Here is a 19,683-nt window from a genome sequence, read left to right on the forward strand (position 1 = left end):
TATTTCTTGAAATTTTACGGCCCAGCCCTCCCACACATCCCATAATCAGGCACGTCATCACCAAGGCTGGTCTGATCAACCAGGCTATCCCGGACTTGTCGTCGCCGAAGGCGGTGTCCGTTCGATGATCTGGGGCCTCCCGCTCCAGCAGACGAGCAAGAAAACCGGCAAGACGTTGAAACCCAAGCCTGTCAACAATGCCCGGACCGATAAGCTTAAGTCCTACTTCTGGAGGCACAGCTTCGAGGAGAGACGCTGCCTGATCCCGCTGAGTGCTTGGTGCGAAGCGGAAGGCGGACCCGGACATGGATGAGCTTGCCCGATAGCGAGCTATTCGCGGTCGCTGGCGTCTGGCGAGATAGTGATGAATGGGGACACAGTTACTCGATGGTCATGACCGACGCGATTGGAGGGGCTGCCGAAGTCCATAACCGTACGCCGGTGATCCTAGCGCCTGAGGATCGAGAGGTTTGGAAAAAGGGCTCGCCGCAAGACGCATATGCTCTCTGTCAGCCACGCGAGCATATTTTGCGGATTGAACGCACCAGCGAGCCTTGGCGGCTCTGAATGAGCATCAGGCGTTTGCATTCCAATTGCTGATTTCGTATTTTTTTGATCAATTTTGGTAGACGTTTTGCGATCCGCTCTCTGTAAATTACATAAGCTCTTTGGCTATGCAGATGGCATTCAAATGGCTTTGCAATTTCGCAATTACATTAGCGTCCAACGCAAAAGCATTGAAATTGCTAGCTTTTTTGACGTCTGCAAATGATTTGCAATTAGAAAATTACATTAACGCGCCCAATAAGGAACATACCTCGCATAGCGGTTGCTCTGATCTTCGGACAAAGGCGCGATCCTCCCGCGATCCAACGCATCTTTGATAACCATTGAGACTTGAGGGTATTGTCTTTGTGGCAAGCCAAAACGTTCGCGCAGGGACGAATTGCTCATCGGCTCATTGTCCTCAAACTGCAAGCAGGCGTGCTGATAGCAGGCTAGGATTCGCTCATCAGATGTCCATTTACCGAACGGTTTCTCTTTGAATGTCGTCACCACGGTGGAACCTTCGACAATTTGAATTGAAGGAGGTGGAAGCGCAGCAGCTTCAATAGCGCGCAAAGCTCTATCAACACCACTACCTCGCAATTCACAGAGGCCGGCTTTTCGCATCAAATTAGAAAATTCTGGATTTCGCGATTTCGAAGGACTGTCAATGAAGCGATCTGCCTCAATGAGTGGGACGCCCGGATTGATAATCTTCACGCGGTCCGCATACACTTCAAAAGTTGGCCGTTCTCCGTGACGAGTTAAGTCTTGGTGAACGAGCGCGTTTGCGACCAACTCTCGGATGGCTACCTCTGGAATCCCGTATATCGACGTTCTAATTCCATCGATAAATTCCTCACCCTCAGATAATAGGCCCATCAGTCTCTTCATCAGCACACTGAATACGACTGCATAACCTCTGGTGCCTGCTAAATCCTCACGTGCAGTGTCCTTGTCCGTCCCCTCAAATTCGAGAAGCCGCATACCTTTCATCGACAAAGCTGGAAATTTATCGAGGTCCTTGGCGCAAGCAATCGCCATTAAGGCTAAGATATCAAACCTGCCTTGAAGATTTTTCTGGATCAGCCCCTCGCCAATCAAACGATCTAACTTTGCCTCGATCGAATTGGCTGTGATCTCCAGAAGGTCTAGCAGCTTTGTAAAATCATAATCCTCATTAAGATCGTCAATTGTCGCATTCGGTTGTATGATTGAGCTTTCAAAGGAAAATCGGGACGTGATCTGCCAAATGCTGCGCTCCAGATCGGAATAATCCGCGAGCTTCTGTTGTGCTGACCCAATCCTGACGTATGCTTGATTCTGAAACCTCACCGGCCTTTCGTAGGAAGGGGTAATGCACAGAATCTCGATACGCTTTCCGTGATAAGAGACGGTTTCTACCAGCAATCTAATTCGTGGATCGAGCATCTTGGAAAGCCAAAGCAAGAAGGGTTCGTTACCTTCTTTCTTCGCATTCAAATTGACCGATGTTCCGATCACATCATGGCTACCATCTTCAATTCCCCAAACTAGATAGGCTTCGCTCTTCTCTCGGAGAATTGCCGCATTAGCTAGCGCGGACACATATTTGCCGATCGCCACAGCGTTGTCGTTGTTGGTCTTAAACTCGACCCAATCAACTTCACCGGTAAGCGCTCTCAGGTTGTCAAGTAGCGCGGTAGGGTCTTCAATTTTGATGGCCACACACCCTTATAGAACCAATTCAATGGGAGGGCGATAGCAACAAGCTGCATTTGACCGCAACTTTCGTTCGTTTGCTGGCATACACCGATAAAGTGCGCTTTGTGCGTCTGCGCCGAAATACCGCAGACCTCCCGAACCGCGATCAATCCTCCCACCAATAGGGCAGGCGCTGCGCGTCACCGGTGACGATTTCGTTCATGGTCGTCGCATCGTAAGCGCGACCGCCTAGCACGATGGTTTCCACCGTCTCGGTATTGCGGATGTTGTCGAGCGGGTTGCCGGTGAGGATCACCAGGTCCGCCAGCTTGCCGACTTCCAGCGAACCGATCTCGCTATCCATGCCGAGCGAGCGCGCCGCGCTGATCGTGCCGGTGGCCAGCGCCTCCACAGGGCTCATTCCACCACGCGCGAAGCTCCAGATCTCCCAGTGCATGTCGATGCCCGATTGCTGGCCGTGGCCGCCAGCCGCCACTTCGACGCCGCGCTGGGCGAGGCGACGGGATTCGCGGGCGATATCATCATCGACGAAATTGTTCTCAGGCGCGGTGGTCCGCCGCGAATTGGCAGAGCGCAGGATCGCGGGCGGAGTGTGTGCCTGAAGTAGCGGTTGCGCAAAAACGTCGGTTTCCTGACGCCAGTACGGATCGCCCGCAAGGCCGCCATAGCCCACACCGATGGTGGGCGTGTAATTGGTGTTAGCCTGCTCGAAAAATTGCAGCACGTCTTCGTACATATATTCCACAGGCAGGTTGTGCTCGAGCGTGGAATTGCCGTCGGCGACGAGGTTCATGTCCATGCCGAAGAGCGAGCCGCCTTCGGCCACGACCATCATGTTCTCGCGCCGCGCGGCTTCGACCACCATCTGCCGCTGGTCGCGGCGCGGCTGGTTGTAATTCTTGACCGACGGAGCACCCTCGGCCCGCAGGCGCCGCACATGGTCCAGCGCATCCTCCAGATTGTCGATCTGGGCGTAGGCGTAAGGGTTGCGCGCGCCGTAAATGATGCGGCCCGTGCTGAACATGCGCGGGGCGAGCAGGTCGCCGGTGCGCTGCAGATCGTCCGCCACGAAGAAGGGCGTATCGCTCGAGGGATCGTGGATGGTCGTGGTGCCCAGAGCCAGCACCTGCGTCAGGTGCCAGTTCTGCTGCGGCACGAGATCACCCACGGCGACAGGGCCGTGCGCGTGTGCATCGACCAGGCCGGGGATGATCGTGCGACCCGTCGCATCGATGGTCGGCGTGCCGGCCGGGATGTTGACTTCGCTCGCCGGCCCGATGGCGGCAATGATGTCGCCCCGCACAAGGATCGTGCCGCCCTCGATTACGCCGCCATCCTCTGCTGCCATCGTGACGATGCGCGCGCCGGTAATGGCAAGCGTGCCGTCATAACGGTCGGCAGTCACGGTGCGGCGAATGGCGACACCGGTTGCAGGCGGAGAGAAGCGGTCGGCCTCATCGTCATCTTCGCCCGCAGGGGCGGAAGCGAAGAGATCGTCCAGCCGCGCGGTGTAAAGCGTGGAGCCGAGCGACCAGTTCAGTGTGTCGCCGCCATTGCCCCAATGCACGTAATCGGCACCGGAGTCCGACACCTCGACCACGGGCAGGGCGCGCGCCGACCCGGAGACGGTGACGGTCTGGCCGCCGGGCATCAGCGGCATGGCATAGGCATCGTAATTCTCGGTGAAGGCGAAATGGCGGCCCGTGGGCGAAACGTAAAAGCCTGTCGCCAGTTCGCCCGAGGCGTGGGTGCGCGAGGCTTCGCCATTGAGGTCGACCGAGATCAGCGCCTGGTTGCCATTGTCCGACCCGGTCATGAAAATACGGTCGTTGCTTGCGCCGAAATGCGGGTTGGAGCCGCTGCGGCTGACTAGCACCGCGTCGCCGCCGCTCGCGGCGATCCGGTAAATGCCGGGATTGTCGCTATATTCGGGCGCGGTCAGGTATCCGCCGCTATTGCGCCGGAAGACGATGGTGCGACCATCGGGCGAGAAAGCGGGATCGGTATAATGGCCGGGCTGGCGCGTGACGGCGCGCTCGTTGCGGCCATTCGCATCCATCACCCGGATTTCGCCGAGATCCGCATCGGTCCAGCGCACATAGGCGAGTGTTTCGCCATCGCGCGACCATGTGGGATAGGCCTCGCGCGCAGCCTCGCTATCGCTGGTGAGGCGGCGCGGCGTGCCGCCACTTGCGGGCATGGTGTAGAGCCGGCCAAGGCTCTCGAACACGACCGTGCGCCCGTCGGGCGAGACTTCGGCGAAGCGCGCCAGCGACACGTCCACCGTATCGGCAGCAACCGGAATGCGCGGATGCGGCGCGGGCAGAACGCCGCGCGTATCGTTCACGGTGAAGGGGATGACGCTGTGGCCCGAGCCATCGGCATTTACGCGGTTGATATTGCCGCCTGCCCAGAAGATGATGGAGCGGCTGTCGGGCGTCCAGCCCATGTTGGGATAGACGCCAGTGACGGCCCATGTCTCCATCACATCGCGGTCGAGATCGTCATAGATGCGGCGCGTCTCGCCGCTTTCGATGTCGCGGATATACAGTCCGCTCTGCATATCCTCGCGGCGGACGAAAGCTAGCATGCTGCCATCGGGTGAGGGCTGCGGACGCACCGCGCCGCCAAGGCCCGATACCGCCGTGGTCACTTCGCCCGTCTCGATATCGTAGCGTTCGATATTGAACAGGTCGGTGTTGGAATCCTGCGCGTAGATGAAAGTGCCGCCCGGCGTGACGTTGCGCGTGTAGTAGATGGCGCTGCCATCGGGCGCGTAGATCGGTTCGCCCAATTCCTTCTGATGCTGTTCGTTGGGCCGCTCCACCAGCCGCACGCCGCTGCCGCCGCTGACATGGTAGAGCCACACCTCGCCCGTGCCCAGACTGCGCCCGGTGGTGAAGTGCTTCTTCGCGGCTATGAACTGACCGTCCGGCGACCAGGTCGGCTGGTGCATCAGGCGGAAATCTTCATCGGTCAGCTGCCGCATGTCCGAACCATCGGCATTCATAAGCCAGATATTGTCACCGCCGCCGCGGTCCGATGTGAATGCAATGCGGCGGCCATCGGGCGAAAAGCGCGGCTGCACTTCCCATGCCAGTCCCTCGGCAATGCGCTTGGGCGTGCCGCCGGAAATCGGCATGGTGTAGATATCGCCCAGCATGGAAAAGGCGATGGTGCGGCCATCGGGCGACACGTCGACATCCATCCATGTGCCTTCGGATGTGTTGATCGGAACCTGCCGCACGGTGACGCCGGGCGGGGCGTTGACGTCCCACTCCTCGGTCACATCCACCTCGTCCGCGACGCCTGGGCCTTCGCCATTGGGATCGACGCCGACCTCGTCCAGCATCGTTTCTTCCGCCTGTTCCTGCGCGTGGACCGGCAGGGCGATGGCTGCCGTGCTGACGGAAAGAAGGGCGATAAGCGAAAGCGGTTTGCGCATGGCGATCCTCATTATGTGTTGTGCCGCCTGTCATAGCGGCTGGCAGGCGGTGCGCAATGCGCAGGTCAGGCGCGGAGCATGTCCAGCCCGCTTGCCATCGCGTCGGCAATGCGGGCGATGTCGGCATCCTCGATGCAATACGGCGGCATGGCGTAGACCGTGTTGCCGAGCGGGCGCAGCAGCACATCCTGCCCGTAGAAATGATCGCGCAGGCGCGGCCCGATTTCGGCGAGATAGCCTTGATCGGGAACGGCGACGTCGAAGGCGATCATCGTGCCGCACTGGCGCGGGTTGGTCACATCGTCGCGGGTCGAGAGCGACTCCAGCAAAGAGCCGAGTTTGGCCGAAAGCGAGACAATACGGCCCGGCACATCCTCCTCGCGCCAGATGGCCAGATTGGCGCAGGCCGCCGCGCAGGCGATGGGATTGGCGGTGTAGCTGGAGGAGTGGAAGAACATTTTCGCGCGGTCGGTGCTGTAATGCGCGTCGTAGATTTCATCGCTTGCCAGCGTGACAGCCAGCGGCATGGAGCCGCCAGTCAGGCCCTTGGCGAGGCAGAGGATATCGGGCGTGATACCCGCCTGCTCGCAGGCCAGCAGCGTGCCGGTGCGGCCCCAGCCGGTCATCACCTCGTCGGCGATGAAGAACACGCCATGACGCGCGCAGATGGCATGCAATTCGGCGAGCACGGCAGGCGGATAGGTCAGCATCCCGCCAGCGCCCAGCAGTAGCGGTTCCACAATGAACGCAGCGACATCGCCGACGGCGCAGGCAGCTTCTAGCGCATCGTAGGTAGGCTGCGGTTCGGCTGCGGGAAACGGCACGGTGCCTACATCGAACAGCAGCGGCGCATAGGCGCGGTTGAAAACGCCGCGCGCGCCGATGCTCATCGCGCCGATCGTGTCGCCGTGATAGCTGTGCTCCATCACGAGGATGCGGCTGCGCTTGTCCTCACCGCGATTGTAAAACGTGCCCAGCGCCATTTTCAGCGCCACTTCCACGCAGGTGGAGCCGCTGTCGGAGAAGAATACATGGCCAAGGCCATCGGGCATCATGTCGACCAGCCCGCGCGCCAGCGTTTCGGCGGGCTCGTGCGTCCAGCCGGCGAAAATCAGCTGGTCGAGCTTCTCGGTCTGCGCGCGGATCGCTTTCATGATGCGCGGATGGTTGTGCCCGTGCGTGGTCACCCACCAGCTGGAGATCGCGTCCACCACGCGGCGTCCGTCTGCGGTGTAGAGCGTCGTGCCCTCGGCCCGCTCCACCAGCGGGATCGGCTCGCCAAGGCCATGCTGGTGGAAGGGATGCCAGACGGGGGAACTGCTCATGCCAGCAAATCCAAGCGGATGTTCCTGCCGAATGCTTCGCTAAGCGTATCGGCATTTAGCGGGGCGAGAAACGGCAGGCGGCCCAGATGCTCCACCTTGCCGATGCGGGTGATGGCACCTTCGGCCACCGGCTCCGCATCCCCGATGAAGGCGATGCCTGCTACCGCCACACCGCGGGCCCGCAAGGCCTCCAGCGACATCAGCGAGTGGCTAATCGTGCCCAGCGCCGTTCGCGCGACGAGGATGGTTGGCAGGCCCCAATGGGCGAAAAGGTCGGCGGCCATCAGGTCTTCTCGATAGGGCACCAGCACGCCGCCAGCCCCCTCGACCACAAGTGGTCCGGAGACCGCTGGAAGCGCGAGCTTGCCGAGCGCGATTGCCACGCCGTCGACCCGCGCCGCTTCGTGCGGCGAGCATGGCGTTTTCAGGCGATAGGCTTCGGGAAGAACGGTCGCATCCGGAGCGAGGCGCGCGACGACCTCGCTGTCGGTCTCGCCATCGAGGCCCGCCTGTGCAGGCTTCCAGTATGCCGCGCGCAAGGCCTGCGCCAAGCCGGCAGCGAAGATGGTTTTGCCGACATCGGTATCGGTCCCGGTGACGATGTAGCTTGCCATCACCGCCGCCATGTCGACACGCAATCCAGCACAAGATCGACATCCTCGCTCGACAGTGTCGATCGCAGCGCCAGACGGATGCGGCTGGTGCCTTTGGGTACGGTGGGCGGACGGATCGGAAGACCGGCAATGCCAGCCTCCAGTAGGTGCTCGCCGAGCGCCAGAGCGTCCTTTTCTGACCCTACGACCAGCGGCACGATCTGGCTGGCGGAGCCGAGCGTGTCGTAACCAAGCCCTTGCAACCCATCGCGCATTCGCTGCGACAGCTTTGCAAGATGCGCCCGCTCGCCATCCATCGTCGGCACCAGTTCCAGCGCCGCCGACATCGCGCCCAGCACGGCGGGCGGCGGTGCGGTGGAAAAGATCAGGCCGGGGCACATGTTGACGAGGTAATCGCGCAGCAGCGCAGAGCAGGCAACATAGGCCCCGAACCCGCCCAGCGCTTTGCTGAAAGTGCCCATGACCAGCGCCGCGCCGGCATGGTCCGCCGTCAGCCCCGCGCCGCCTCTGCCCAGCACGCCCGTCGCATGCGCCTCGTCCACGTAAAGCAGCGCGCCATGCTTATCGGCGAGCGCATTGAGCGCAGGCAAGTCGGCGAGGTCGCCATCCATGCTGAAGCAGCTCTCCGTGATGATGATCCGCGCATCCACTCCCGCGCCGCGCGTCGTCAGCAGCCGTTCCAGGTCCTCCGCATCGTTATGCGCGTAGAAATGCACATCGGCCCGCGCGGCCCGGCATCCGGCATGGATGGAATTGTGCACTAATTCGTCGGCGAAGATCGCGGTGGTAGGCGCTGCTTTGGCAAGCGCGGGGATGATCCCCGCATTGGCCTGCCACCCGCTCGCCATAACCAGCGCCGTTTCCGTGCCCTTAAACGCCGCGATGCGCGCGTCGACCGTCTCATGCGCCGCAGATGTGCCGGTGATGAGGCGCGAGGCGCCCGACCCTGCGCCGTATTCGCGGGCGAAATTGGCCGCCGTCTCGGTCAGCAGCGGATGTCGGGCGAGGCCGAGATAGTCGTTGCTGGAGAGGTCCAGCAATTCGCGTCCATCGCGCATGATCCGCCCGCCATCGGCCAGTTGCGCGACCTTCAGCGCGCGCATCCGGTCTTTCTCGGCAATACGATCCAGCGACTGGCGGATGTGATCGAGCATCGGGCAGCGCCTATTCGGCGGGCACGCTTTCCTGCGTGGCACAGCCGCCGGAGCATCCGCCTACCGCTCTCATCGGTTCTTCACCCTGCATCGCGCGCAGTCCAAGGCGCGCAAACAGCGCGGCGTCGCTATCGTCGCCCGCATTGGGCGCGGTCAGCAGCCGGTCGCCAGTGAAGATCGAATTTGCGCCTGCCATGAAAGCCAGCGCCTGTGTCGCATCGCTCATGCTCTCGCGCCCTGCGGACAGGCGCACCATGCTTAGCGGCATGCAGATGCGCGCAACCGCCACGGTGCGCACGAATTCGATATCGTCGATCTTGGCCATCGGCGTGTCGGCCAGCATGTCGCCCAGCACCGTGCCTTTCACCGGCACCAATGCGTTGACGGGCACGCTTTCGGGATGCCGCTCCAGAGTCGCCAGCGTATGCACGAAGCCGACGCGATCCTCGCGTGTCTCGCCCATGCCCACGATGCCGCCGCTGCAGACATTGATGCCGGACTGCCGCACGTTCTCCAGCGTATCGAGCCGGTCTTGATAATTGCGCGTGGTGATGACCCGGTCGTAATATTCCGGCCCGGTGTCGATATTGTGGTTGTAATAGTCGAGACCTGCATCCTTCAGCTGCGCAGCCTGCTCGGCGGACAGCATGCCCAGCGTCATGCAGGTTTCCATCCCCATCTCGCGCACGCCTTTCACGATCTCCACGATCTTGGGCATGTCGCGCGCTTTCGGGTTGCGCCATGCAGCGCCCATGCAAAAGCGCTGGCTGCCCGCATCCTTGGCCTGCGCCGCGCTTTGCAGCACTTGGCGCACATCCATCAGCTTGGTCGCCTCGACGCCGCTATCGGCCGCCACGCTTTGCGAGCAATAGCCGCAATCTTCCGGACAGCCGCCCGTCTTGATGGAGAGGAGCGTGCACAGCTGCACCTCGTCTGCGCTGTGATGCTCTCGGTGGACGCTCGCCGCGCGGAACAGCAACTCCGTAAAAGGCAGGTCGAACAGCTCGGCGATTTCCTCGCGGGTCCAGTCGGTGCGCATGGCATTCTCTCGTCCAGTCATGGCAGACCGCCTAGCGCCGCCGCGCGGCTTTGCCCAGCCTTGGTGCGCGGTTCCCCGGCCGACCGCGAGAGAAAGTTTTCGGCAGAAACAATCTAGGCTAGGCATCTGTGCATGACCAAGACCGATACAGTTCTGGATGAGGCGACCGAGCAAGTCCGGCGCGCCCGGGTGGAAAAGTGCAAGCGCCCCACCATTGCCGGCTTTTTCGACGAGGCCACCAATACCATCAGCTATGTGGTGCACGATCCGGCCACCCGGCAGGCCGCCATTACCGACTCAGTGCTGGATTACGAGGCCGCCTCGGGCCGCACCTCGAACAGCTCGGCGGACCGGATCATAGAATATGTGGATGCCCACGCGCTCAGCGTCGCATGGCATATCGAAACGCATGCCCATGCCGATCACATTTCGGCGGCGCCTTTCCTGCAGGAAAAGCTGGGCGGCAAGCTTGGCATCGGGCGCGGCATCATCAAGGTGCAGGATGTGTTCGGCAAGCTGTTCAACGCGGGCACCGATTTCCAGCGCGACGGATCGCAATTCGACCGCCTGTTCGACGATGGCGACAGCTTTGCCTTGGGCGAGTTGGAAACCATCGTCCTGCATGTGCCCGGTCACACGCCTGCCGACATGGCCTTCATCATCGGCGATGCCGCATTCGTGGGCGATACGATGTTCATGCCCGATTTCGGCACGGCGCGGGCGGATTTTCCGGGAGGGGATGCGGGGCAGCTTTTCCGCTCCATCCGCCGCCTGCTGGCGCTGCCGGACGAGACTCGGCTATTCCTGTGTCACGATTATAAGGCGCCCGGTCGCGACGTATATGCGTGGGAAACCACGGTGCGCCAACAGCGCGAGGGAAATGTTCATGTGAAAGACGGCGTGACGGAGGAAGAGTTCGTGGCAATGCGCAATGCGCGCGACGCCACGCTTTCGATGCCGGCGCTCATCATGCCCAGCGTCCAGGTGAACATAAGGGGCGGCCGTCTGCCCGAGCCTGAGGAGAATGGCGTCGCCTATATCAAGATCCCGGTGAATGCGCTGTGATGGCGATCGTTTCCCTGCCGGGTTTTCCCGAGGCAGCTCCGCTTGAGGGCTTTATCGGCGGCCTGCTGATTGGCCTTGCAGCTGCCATCATGCTGCTGGGGCTGGGGCGCATTGCAGGTGTCTCCGGCCTCGCCGCGCGCGCAGTGGGGCTCAGCGACGGCGGACCGTCGCGCCCTGTCGCGGCGCTCTTCGTCACCGGTCTGATCCTTGGCGCAATCGTCTTCGCGGTAGCCATCGGACCGATCGAGGCTGAATTCGCGCCGTCGGTCTGGTGGATGGGTGCAGGCGGATTGTTGGTCGGGATCGGCACGCGGCTCGGATCGGGCTGCACCAGTGGGCATGGCGTTTGCGGGATGAGCCGCCTGTCCAGACGCTCCATCGTCGCGACGCTGACATTCATGGCCAGCGGGTTCGCCACCGTTGCGATCGTCAATCTTGTCGGCGGGGCATGGTGATGCGCGCTTTTCTATCCTTGCTGTCCGGCACGATCTTCGGCTTCGGCCTGGCCCTTTCCGGCATGATGAACCCGGCGCGCGTGCGCGGATTTCTTGACCTGTTCGGCGATTGGGATCCCACGCTGGCGTTCGTAATGGGCGGGGCGATGCTGGTAATGGCGGCGGCGTGGCTGGTGCAGCGCCGCTTGGCCAGGCCGACAGCGGACCGCGATTTTCATCTCCCGGAGACACAGACCATAGACGCTCCCCTCCTCTCGGGCGCGGTGCTTTTCGGCGTCGGTTGGGGGTTGGCCGGGCTGTGCCCAGGACCCGCCATCGCCTCGCTCGGCACCGCGCTGCCGCAAGTGCTGGTGTTCGTCGTCGCGATGATTGTCGGCATGGCGACCGTACGGCTGTTTCAACAGCGCTAACGCGCGCGACACGCAGGGGTGGCCAAGCCTCGCGCTTGTGCCTAATTGCTCAGCCAAGAAACGAAGGAATAATTGAGTGACCGATACCCCGAGGGACGGCGATAGCGAGCTGTCCGACCACAAGTTCTACCATGCCGACATGGAAGCCGGATTTGCCGATTCCATTTCCGACACACCGCAGACCCGTCATCCCGCGTACCGCCTCGCTTTTCGCGACCAGGATTTTCTGCTGCGCGAAGAACTGCGCCCGGTGCGCTTCCAGCTGGAGCTGCTGAAGCCGGAAATGGTGCTGGATGAAGCGCGCGTCGGCTCCACGCTGGTGATGTATGGCTCTGCTCGCATTCCGCCGCCTGAAGCCGCCGAAGATGCGCTGAAACAGGCCGAAAACCTGCCCGAAGACGAAGCGCGCGTGGTGCGCAACCTGGCCGCAAAATCAAAATACTATGCCGAAGCCTACCGGCTGGCGCGCATCGCCGGCGAGAAGGCCATCATCGAGGACGGGATGCGGCAATTCGTCGTGTGTTCCGGCGGCGGCCCCTCCATCATGGAGGCTGCCAATCGCGGTGCCAGCGATGCGGGCGCAGAGAGCATCGGCCTCAACATCATCCTGCCGCACGAGCAGGCGCCCAACCCGTATGTGACGCCGTATTTGTCGCTGAACTTCCACTATTTCGCGCTGCGCAAGATGCACTTCCTTATCCGCGCGAAGGCGGTGGCGGTGTTCCCCGGAGGCTTCGGCACGTTCGACGAGTTTTTCGAGCTGCTGACCCTAATCCAGACCGGCAAGATGAAGCCCATCCCGATCCTGCTGTTCGGCAAGGATTTCTGGACGCGCGTGGTCGATTTCGAAGCGATTGCCGATGAAGGCACGATCTCCAAAAAGGACCTGGACCTCATCACCTGGTGCGAAAGCGCCGAGGAAGGCTGGCAAGCCATTGCCGATTTCTACGGCATCGAAGAGGATCCGAACGGCGGGACGATCCCAAGCGGCAAGTAGTCAGTCGCCGCGCACGGCGTGATGGCCCAGCGGACCGTTTCCGCCGCCATAGCCGGGGGCGGCTTTCAAGGCGTCTCGCACGAAGCGCCGGGCCTTGGTGATGGCGTCGTGCAGCGGCAGGCCGCTTGCCAGCAGGGTGGCGATGGCGGAGGAAAGGGTGCAGCCGGTGCCATGCGTGTGGCGGGTGACGATGCGCGCATCGCTCCAGACTACGTCGTCTGTGCTTGGTCGAACCAGCCGGTCCTCAACCATCGGTCCATCGCTGTCGCCGCCCTTGGCGAGGTAGGCCACGCCGCGCTTCGCCATCGCATCTGCACCGCCCAACGCTTGAAATTCCGGCACATTGGGCGTGGTGAGCGTGGCGATTTCCATCAGCCATTCGAACACGTGGATGGTGGCTTCATCCGCCAGAGCAGCGCCGCTGGTGGCGACCATGACCGGATCGAAGACGATGGGCCTTCCGAGATCTTCCAGCCGGTCTGCCACCACTTCTGCTATGTCTGCGCTGCCCAGCATGCCGATCTTCACCGCCTCGACGCCGATGTCCTCCATGCAGGCATCGATCTGCGCGGCCACCATGTCGGGCGACAGAGGCTCCACAGCGCTGACGCCGCGCGTATTCTGTGCGGTGACTGCAGTGATGGCCGTCATTGCATAGCCGCCCAGCATGGTGATCGTCTTGATGTCCGCCTGGATGCCCGCACCGCCCGAGCTGTCGGACCCGGCAATGGCAAGGATACGGGGTGGGCGCGCGGACATCAGCTTGCGGCTCGCACGGCCTCGCAAACCTCGTCCACAACCTGCTCTACCTGCCCCGCGTCATCGCCTTCAGCCATCACGCGCACCAGCGGCTCCGTACCGGATTTCCGGATGACCAGCCGCCCACCATTATTGCCGAGCGTGCCTTCGGCAGCGGCAATGGCGTCCTTCACCGTGGCGGCTTCCATTGGATCGGTCTCACCGTATTCCACGTTCTTTAGGATCTGCGGAACCGGATCGAACTGGTGCAGCAATTCGCTCGCGGGCAATCCGGTGCGGACCATGGCGGCCAGAACCTGAAGCGCGGCGACCGTGCCGTCGCCCGTAGTGGCGTGGTCGAGCAGGATCATGTGGCCGGACTGCTCTCCGCCGACATTGTATCCGCCTGCTTTCATCGCCTCCAGCACATAACGGTCGCCCACCTTGGTGCGGACGAGGTCCAGGCCCTGGCCTTGCAAGTACCGCTCCAGCCCCAGATTCGACATGATGGTTGCGACCACGCCCCCGCCGCGCAGCGTGCCGCGCTTGGCCCAGCGCGTACCGATCAGCGCCATGATCTGGTCGCCGTCGACCTTCTGGCCCTTCTCGTCGATCACGATCAGCCGGTCGGCATCGCCATCCAGCGCGATACCGATATCGGCGCCTTCCTCCACCACGCGCGCCTTGATCGCATCGAGATGGGTAGAACCGACACCGTCATTGATATTGAGGCCATTGGGCTCGACACCCATGGCGATGACTTCCGCACCCAGCTCCCAGATGGCGGTGGGTGTGACATTGTAGGCCGCGCCATGCGCGCAATCGACCACGATTTTCAGCCCGTCGAGCCGAATGTCTTCGGGCAGCGCCTGCTTCACAGCGTGGATGTAGCGCCCGCGCGCATCCTCGATGCGCCGCGCCCGGCCGATGGAGTCGCCTTGCGCCAGGGCCTGATCGGCTTTCATCGCCTTTTCGATGGCGACTTCATCCTCGTCCGACAGTTTGAAACCGTCCGGGCCGAACAGCTTGATGCCGTTATCGCCATAGGCGTTGTGGCTGGCAGAGATCATCACGCCGATATCGGCGCGCATTTCCCGCGTCAGCAGGGCGACGGCAGGGGTGGGCAGCGGGCCTGTCATGATGACATCCATGCCCACGCTGGTGAAACCGGCGACCAGCGCGTTTTCCATCATATAGCCCGACAGGCGCGTATCCTTGCCGATGACGACGCGGTGCTTGTGATCGCCGCGCAGGAAATGCTCGCCCGCCGCCTGGCCGACTTTCATGGCGATGGCGGCGTTTAGCTTTTTGGAATTGGCGCGGCCGCGAATGCCGTCCGTGCCGAAATAGGTGCGTCCCATACGTGTATCCTGAACCCTTGCGGATGTTTGCCCTGCCATGCCGCCAATCGTCCGTCTTGTCACGACCCGGCTGGTGGGCGAATGCGCCACGGGCATAAAATTGCCGCCGGCGATGCAACAATGCGGGGCCTCGCGCATTGGTTGCAAAAGACCACGACTGACAGGAGACACGACCGACATGGCTTTCAAACTCATGGACCTGCCCTACGATAGCGAAGCGATCGCGCCCGCCATCACGGCAGAAACTTTCAGCTATCACCACGGCAAGCACCATCAGGCCTATGTCGACAAGACCAACGATGCCATCGAAGGCACCGACCATGCCCACAAGTCACTGGAAGACATCATCGCGGCCTCGCGCGGCAGCGACAAAGGCCTGTTCAACAACAGCGCGCAGGTGTGGAACCACGGCTTCTACTGGCACTCGCTGACGCCTGAGAACACAGGCCCCAGCGGCGAACTGGCCGCTCTGATCGAAGACAGCTTCGGCTCGCTCGACGAATTGAAGGACCAGTTGAAAAGCAAGGGCGCAGGCCACTTTGCCAGCGGCTGGGTGTGGCTGGTGGAAAAGGGCGGCAAGCTGGCCGTCGAAGACAGCCACGATGCCGACACCATGGTCGACCAAGGCGTAAACCCGCTGCTGGTAATCGACCTGTGGGAACACGCCTATTATCTCGACCACCAAAACGCGCGCCCGAAATATCTTGAAGCCGTGGTGGACGGCCATCTCAATTGGGGCTTCGCCGCCGACAATCTGGCGCGCGGCTCTGCGTGGACATATCCGCAGTAAGCCACTGGTAAAAACCAGGCTTACCGCAGAAGGGCTCGTTCCGGTAACGGAGCGGGCCCTTTTCGCGTTCAGTCCTCTGCCTGCATTTCGAGCACATTGCTGGCGAATAATGGCTCGCCGAAAAGGAAGCCGATAAAGTTCGGCCTGCCGAGGTGATCGGCCAGCGCCGTCAGCGTCAGCAGGATCGGCACCGATAGCAGCGCGCCCGGCACGCCCCAGATCCAGCCGAAATAGGACAGTGCCAGCAGGATCAGCACAGGGTTCATGGTGAAGCGCGCGCCCAGCACCGACGGGGTGATGACATTGGCCTCCACCGTATGCAGGGCAAGATAGGCCGCGGCCGGTATCAGGCCGACGAAAACACTGTCGGCCGAGCCGAGCCCGAACAGGCCAAGCAGGATGACCATGGCAAGCGGCCCGATATAGGGCACGAAATTGAGGAGCGCAGCGAGGCCGCCCCACATGATCGGCGCGTCGAGGCCCAGCATCCACGCGCCTAGTCCCACGACCACGCCGACACACAGATTGATGAGCCCGACGGTGAGAATATAGGCGGCGACCCGGTCCTGCACTTCGCGGATCGCACGCGCAGCCTTGAGGCTGGCACCGACTTGCTGGCGCTCCAGCGTCAAACGACGGCGAAGGCGTACGCGCGCTTCGATCATGAAGAAGGCCAGCATGAAGGTCAGCAGCAGTTCCAGCAGCACTGTCGGTGTCGCGAAGGCCAGTTGTTGCAGCACGGTGGGGCCAGCCAACACGACCTGGTTGTCGTCTTCCGATCCCAGCACGGAGTTCAGCTGGTCGTTCATCTGACCGACCCACGCGAAGGTCGCCTGCAATTCGCTGAAATGGTCACCGACCTGCGCGACCATGGCAGGCACCTGATCATAGAGCGTGACGGCGGGCGCGAAGACGGCGGTCAAAGCCAGCGCGAGGATGGCGAAGAAAACAAGCAGTGCCACAAGCGAGGCCAGCACGTTGGGCAGCCACGCCGCGAGCTTGTCGGCCAGCGGGGAAAGGATGATCGTCACGATCAAGGCCGCGACGAGAGGCAGGAAAACGACCGATCCGATGGATAGAACGAAGGGAAGAGCAAGGAACAGACCGATGGCGATCAGCATCACCAGCGCGGAGATCAGGCGCAATTCCTGCGCCGCGAATACGGCGGCCCGGCTGGGCTTTTTCTCGGGCGTGGCGCGATCCCCCTCGGCGCTCATGATCGGTCTTTCTTTCTATGACAGGTCACTGGCCGCGCAGCATGGCGACGCGCTGGCAGGCGATCAAGCACTATAGCTTCGGCAGTGCGCCGGAAAGCGGCGCGCGCCTAACCGGACTTTGCTGCCGCTTCCCCGCGACCGGCTGCCACATCATCCAGTTCCTGCAGGATCGCGCGATGCGCCGTGGGATCGTCGATCGAGCGATCGGGAATGTCGCCATCTTCGATCATGCTGGATAGCGCAGCGCGGGCACGGCCTACACGGCTCTTGATCGTGCCGACCGCGCAGCCGCAGATATTGGCCGCTTCCTCGTAGGAGAAGCCGCCGGCACCCACCAACAGCAGCGCCTCGCGCCGCTCTGGCGGCAAGGTCAGCAACGCCCGGTGCAGGTCCGACAGGTGAAGCGGTTCTTCTTGACCGGCGGGTGCCGTCAGGATGCGCTCGGCCACCGTCTCGTCATACTCGCCGCGAAAGCGGTTGCGCCGCATGTCGGTGAGATAGGCATTGCGCAGGATCACGAAAGTCCATGCGCGCATCGACGTTCCAGGCTCGAAGCGGCGCTGCGCGGCCCACGCTTTCAGCATTGTTTCCTGCACAAGGTCATCCGCCATGTCGGGCCTGCCGCACAGGCCGCGGGCGAACGCGCGCAGATGCGGGACGACCTCGGTCAGTTCCCGTTTGAAGGCGCGCTTGTCCTCCGCGCTGCGTTCCGGCAGCTCTTTCTTTTTTTGGTCCTGGCTCATTTGCCCCCGTTTTCGTCCAGCTTGGAGAGCAAGTCCTTGAAATTGTCGGGCAGCGGTTCATCCACTACCTGATCGTACAGGCGCTTGAGGCCCGATGCCCATTGCGGATCGTCCTTGCCTGCATTCTCACCCTTTTTCAGGTCTTTAGCAAGGTCCTTCTCGGTCTTCTCGGAAGACATCTATTGCAAGTTTCCCGTCAATTCCGGCGACGCCGCCAACACATTCGCACGATCTTCGCGATTGCGCCTTCCGGCTATGCCAATTCATTCGTCGTGAGTGCGGAACGAAACGGTTCGCGTCCGGTTCCCCGTAGCAACGCATTCCGCTGCATTGCCAGCCCGTAGGCGCGTGCATATGCAATCTGAACACACAGGGGCGCTCGCCGCCTCGGGGAGTTTTTTTGTCGCAGCAGGCCGACAGACGAAGCAGGACCAAAAGATGGCTGATGCGCTATCCGCGCGGCATGCCGCTTGGCATCTTCGTGCTGATTGCCGGCATCACGATCCTGTCGATCTTCGCCATTGAAAGGGGTGAGCGCGACCGCGACGCGGCCCAGCTCAATGCGCGCGCGATTGCTATTTCATCCGCTCTGGAGCGCAGGGCCAATGCCAGCAGCGCCTATTTGCGCGCAGGGGCAGCGCTGCTCTCGACGATGGACGACATACCGGCTAGCGACTTCCGCCGCTTCGTCTCCGAGCTGCGTCTCGATGCCGATTATCGTGGCGCAGAAGGCATTGGCTGGGCGCAGCTCGTGCGTGGCGGCGAAATCGACGAATACAATGCCATGCTTGCCAGGGAGGGTATGGAGAATATCACCGTCTATCCCCTGCCGGCCGACGGTGAACAGATCGCGGTGCCCGTCACTTTCCTGCAGCCCGATACAGAGCGTAATCGCCGCGCGTTGGGCTTCAACATGTATTCCGAGCCAACACGCCGCACGGCGATGGACGATGCAGAAACATCCGCTCGCCCCACGGCCAGCGATACCATCGTGCTGCAGCAGGAAGGTGAGGGCGATGCCCCCGGTTTCGTCATCTACATGCCCGTGTTCGAAGCCGGCCCCGGGGGGCGGTCGCTGAAGGGCTTCATCTATTCGCCGTTCAATGCCGAGGACTTCCTGCAAAGCGCATTGGCGCTGGAAGACGCAGGGTCGTATGGCGTGCGCCTCTACGACAGCGACACCGATAGCGGCAATTTGCTGGCGTCGACCTTCGAAGGCGACCTCAGCAACCGCGATACGATCAACAAGCTGGTCACCATCGCCAACAATCCGTGGCGCCTCGCGGTAAGCGAGGTCGATGATAGCGGCCTGTCCGGCCTGTCTATGGCGACGCTGATTTTCGGGCTGCTTGTGGCCAGCCTGTTGATGCTGCTGGTGCGCATGCTGACCCAGCAGGCGCAGGAAGACGAAAGCGCGCTGCAATGGTTCGAGGAGCAGGCTAGCATTCGTAATTCGCTGACGCGCGAGCTCAACCACCGCGTGAAGAATACGCTGGCAAATGTCCTTTCCATCATCGCGCTGACCCGGCGCAGGGCTGACGATGTCGAGGAATTTGCCGACGGCCTCGACGGCAGGATCCGCGCCCTTTCGGCCACGCACGATCTGCTGACGCAATCGGATTGGGGCTCCACCCCGGTCAAGTCTGTGCTCGATGCCGAATTGCTGCCCTATGCGCACAAGGCCGACCATTCCGTTTCGCTACAAGGCCCGGAGGTAGAGCTTGCTCCCAACGACGCCCTATCGCTGGGCCTCGCCGTGCATGAACTGGCGACCAATGCCGCGAAATATGGCGCGCTGAGCCAGCCCGGCGGGCAGGTATCGGTCGACTGGAAGATGGTGAGCGACAAGCTGGTGCGCGTCGAATGGCTGGAACGCGGGGGGCCGCCGGTAAAGCAGGATCGCAAGCGCGGCTTTGGCACCGACCTGATCGAGCGTATTGTCGCGCACGAATTGCGGCATCCGGTCGAGCTCGATTTCGAGCCCGAAGGGGTGCGCTGCGTGCTCCTTATCCCCGTGCGCCGCGCGACCGAATTCATGATCCGCGCCAATCGCAGCGAGACCGCGACCGGCAAATAGCAT

General features: G+C 62.0%; 18 protein-coding genes and 1 pseudogene. 8 read left to right on the forward strand and 11 right to left on the reverse strand.

Going from position 1 to position 19,683, the window contains the following annotated elements; translation table 11 throughout:
* Positions 1-103: 103 nt before the first annotated feature.
* Both BMF35_RS13895 and BMF35_RS13900 read left to right on the forward strand, forming a co-directional pair.
* Positions 104-313 (forward strand): annotated as a pseudogene (locus BMF35_RS13895) (SOS response-associated peptidase family protein); the annotation flags it as partial.
* On the forward strand, positions 310-567 hold the full coding sequence (locus tag BMF35_RS13900) for an SOS response-associated peptidase family protein (RefSeq protein ID WP_052766147.1): 258 nt from the start codon (positions 310-312) through the stop codon (positions 565-567). The pseudogene BMF35_RS13895 and the gene BMF35_RS13900, both read left to right, overlap by 4 nt.
* A 225-nt stretch (positions 568-792) precedes the next feature.
* Here the strand turns inward: BMF35_RS13900 and BMF35_RS12535 are convergent, their stop codons facing one another.
* From BMF35_RS12535 to bioB, 6 genes are all read right to left on the reverse strand, one after another.
* Positions 793-2,253, reverse strand: coding sequence for an ATP-binding protein (locus BMF35_RS12535; RefSeq protein ID WP_052766146.1), 1,461 nt, complete (start codon positions 2,251-2,253; stop codon positions 793-795).
* 142 nt (positions 2,254-2,395) lie between these two features.
* The gene (locus BMF35_RS12540; RefSeq protein ID WP_162199249.1) at positions 2,396-5,695 is read right to left on the reverse strand and encodes an amidohydrolase family protein; all 3,300 of its coding nucleotides are present in this window, start codon (positions 5,693-5,695) and stop codon (positions 2,396-2,398) included.
* A gap of 65 nt (positions 5,696-5,760) precedes the next feature.
* Positions 5,761-7,020, reverse strand: a complete 1,260-nt coding sequence (locus BMF35_RS12545) for an adenosylmethionine--8-amino-7-oxononanoate transaminase (protein WP_047007794.1) — start codon at positions 7,018-7,020, stop codon at positions 5,761-5,763.
* On the reverse strand, positions 7,017-7,634 hold the full coding sequence (bioD, locus tag BMF35_RS12550; RefSeq protein ID WP_047007914.1) for a dethiobiotin synthase: 618 nt from the start codon (positions 7,632-7,634) through the stop codon (positions 7,017-7,019). Before bioD ends, BMF35_RS12545 begins: the two co-directional genes overlap by 4 nt.
* Positions 7,634-8,788 (reverse strand): aminotransferase class I/II-fold pyridoxal phosphate-dependent enzyme, encoded by a 1,155-nt coding sequence (locus tag BMF35_RS12555; protein WP_047007793.1) that lies wholly within the window; start codon positions 8,786-8,788, stop codon positions 7,634-7,636. The genes bioD and BMF35_RS12555 overlap by 1 nt, the downstream gene beginning before the upstream one ends.
* Before the next feature lie 10 nt (positions 8,789-8,798).
* Positions 8,799-9,848, reverse strand: coding sequence for a biotin synthase BioB (gene bioB, locus BMF35_RS12560; protein ID WP_047007792.1), 1,050 nt, complete (start codon positions 9,846-9,848; stop codon positions 8,799-8,801).
* A gap of 111 nt (positions 9,849-9,959) precedes the next feature.
* Between bioB and BMF35_RS12565 the strand changes: the two genes are divergently transcribed.
* The 4 genes from BMF35_RS12565 (at position 9,960) to BMF35_RS12580 (ending at position 12,754) form a co-directional block, all read left to right on the forward strand.
* On the forward strand, positions 9,960-10,892 hold the full coding sequence (locus BMF35_RS12565) for an MBL fold metallo-hydrolase (RefSeq protein WP_047007791.1): 933 nt from the start codon (positions 9,960-9,962) through the stop codon (positions 10,890-10,892).
* Positions 10,892-11,347 carry a YeeE/YedE family protein gene (locus BMF35_RS12570; protein ID WP_047007790.1) on the forward strand — a complete coding sequence of 152 codons (456 nt, stop codon included), beginning with the start codon at positions 10,892-10,894 and terminating at the stop codon, positions 11,345-11,347. The genes BMF35_RS12565 and BMF35_RS12570 overlap by 1 nt, the downstream gene beginning before the upstream one ends.
* Complete coding sequence (locus BMF35_RS12575; protein ID WP_173426201.1) at positions 11,347-11,757, forward strand: YeeE/YedE family protein; 411 nt, start codon at positions 11,347-11,349, stop codon at positions 11,755-11,757. The genes BMF35_RS12570 and BMF35_RS12575 overlap by 1 nt, the downstream gene beginning before the upstream one ends.
* 139 nt (positions 11,758-11,896) lie before the next feature.
* The gene (locus BMF35_RS12580) at positions 11,897-12,754 is read left to right on the forward strand and encodes an LOG family protein (protein ID WP_047007912.1); all 858 of its coding nucleotides are present in this window, start codon (positions 11,897-11,899) and stop codon (positions 12,752-12,754) included.
* Here the strand turns inward: BMF35_RS12580 and thiD are convergent, their stop codons facing one another.
* Both thiD and glmM read right to left on the reverse strand, forming a co-directional pair.
* On the reverse strand, positions 12,755-13,513 hold the full coding sequence (gene thiD, locus BMF35_RS12585; RefSeq protein WP_047007789.1) for a bifunctional hydroxymethylpyrimidine kinase/phosphomethylpyrimidine kinase: 759 nt from the start codon (positions 13,511-13,513) through the stop codon (positions 12,755-12,757).
* On the reverse strand, positions 13,513-14,853 hold the full coding sequence (gene glmM / locus BMF35_RS12590) for a phosphoglucosamine mutase (RefSeq protein WP_047007788.1): 1,341 nt from the start codon (positions 14,851-14,853) through the stop codon (positions 13,513-13,515). The genes thiD and glmM overlap by 1 nt, the downstream gene beginning before the upstream one ends.
* Before the next feature lie 178 nt (positions 14,854-15,031).
* Between glmM and BMF35_RS12595 the strand changes: the two genes are divergently transcribed.
* Complete coding sequence (locus BMF35_RS12595; protein ID WP_047007787.1) at positions 15,032-15,643, forward strand: superoxide dismutase; 612 nt, start codon at positions 15,032-15,034, stop codon at positions 15,641-15,643.
* 68 nt (positions 15,644-15,711) lie between these two features.
* Here BMF35_RS12595 and BMF35_RS12600 read toward each other — a convergent pair whose 3' ends face one another.
* From BMF35_RS12600 to BMF35_RS12610, 3 genes are all read right to left on the reverse strand, one after another.
* On the reverse strand, positions 15,712-16,860 hold the full coding sequence (locus BMF35_RS12600) for an AI-2E family transporter (RefSeq protein WP_047007786.1): 1,149 nt from the start codon (positions 16,858-16,860) through the stop codon (positions 15,712-15,714).
* 107 nt (positions 16,861-16,967) lie between these two features.
* Positions 16,968-17,603: a sigma-70 family RNA polymerase sigma factor gene (locus BMF35_RS12605; RefSeq protein WP_047007785.1), complete on the reverse strand. Its 636-nt coding sequence runs from the start codon at positions 17,601-17,603 to the stop codon at positions 16,968-16,970.
* Positions 17,600-17,782: a NepR family anti-sigma factor gene (locus BMF35_RS12610; protein WP_047007784.1), complete on the reverse strand. Its 183-nt coding sequence runs from the start codon at positions 17,780-17,782 to the stop codon at positions 17,600-17,602. The genes BMF35_RS12605 and BMF35_RS12610 overlap by 4 nt, the downstream gene beginning before the upstream one ends.
* A 266-nt stretch (positions 17,783-18,048) precedes the next feature.
* On the opposite strand from BMF35_RS12610, the gene BMF35_RS12615 reads away from it, so the two are divergent.
* A complete protein-coding gene (locus BMF35_RS12615) occupies positions 18,049-19,680 on the forward strand; it encodes a CHASE domain-containing protein (protein ID WP_047007783.1) in 1,632 nt (543 codons plus the stop codon).
* Positions 19,681-19,683: the final 3 nt, after the last annotated feature.

Source organism: Aurantiacibacter gangjinensis, assembly GCF_001886695.1.
Lineage (GTDB): Bacteria > Pseudomonadota > Alphaproteobacteria > Sphingomonadales > Sphingomonadaceae > Alteraurantiacibacter > Alteraurantiacibacter gangjinensis.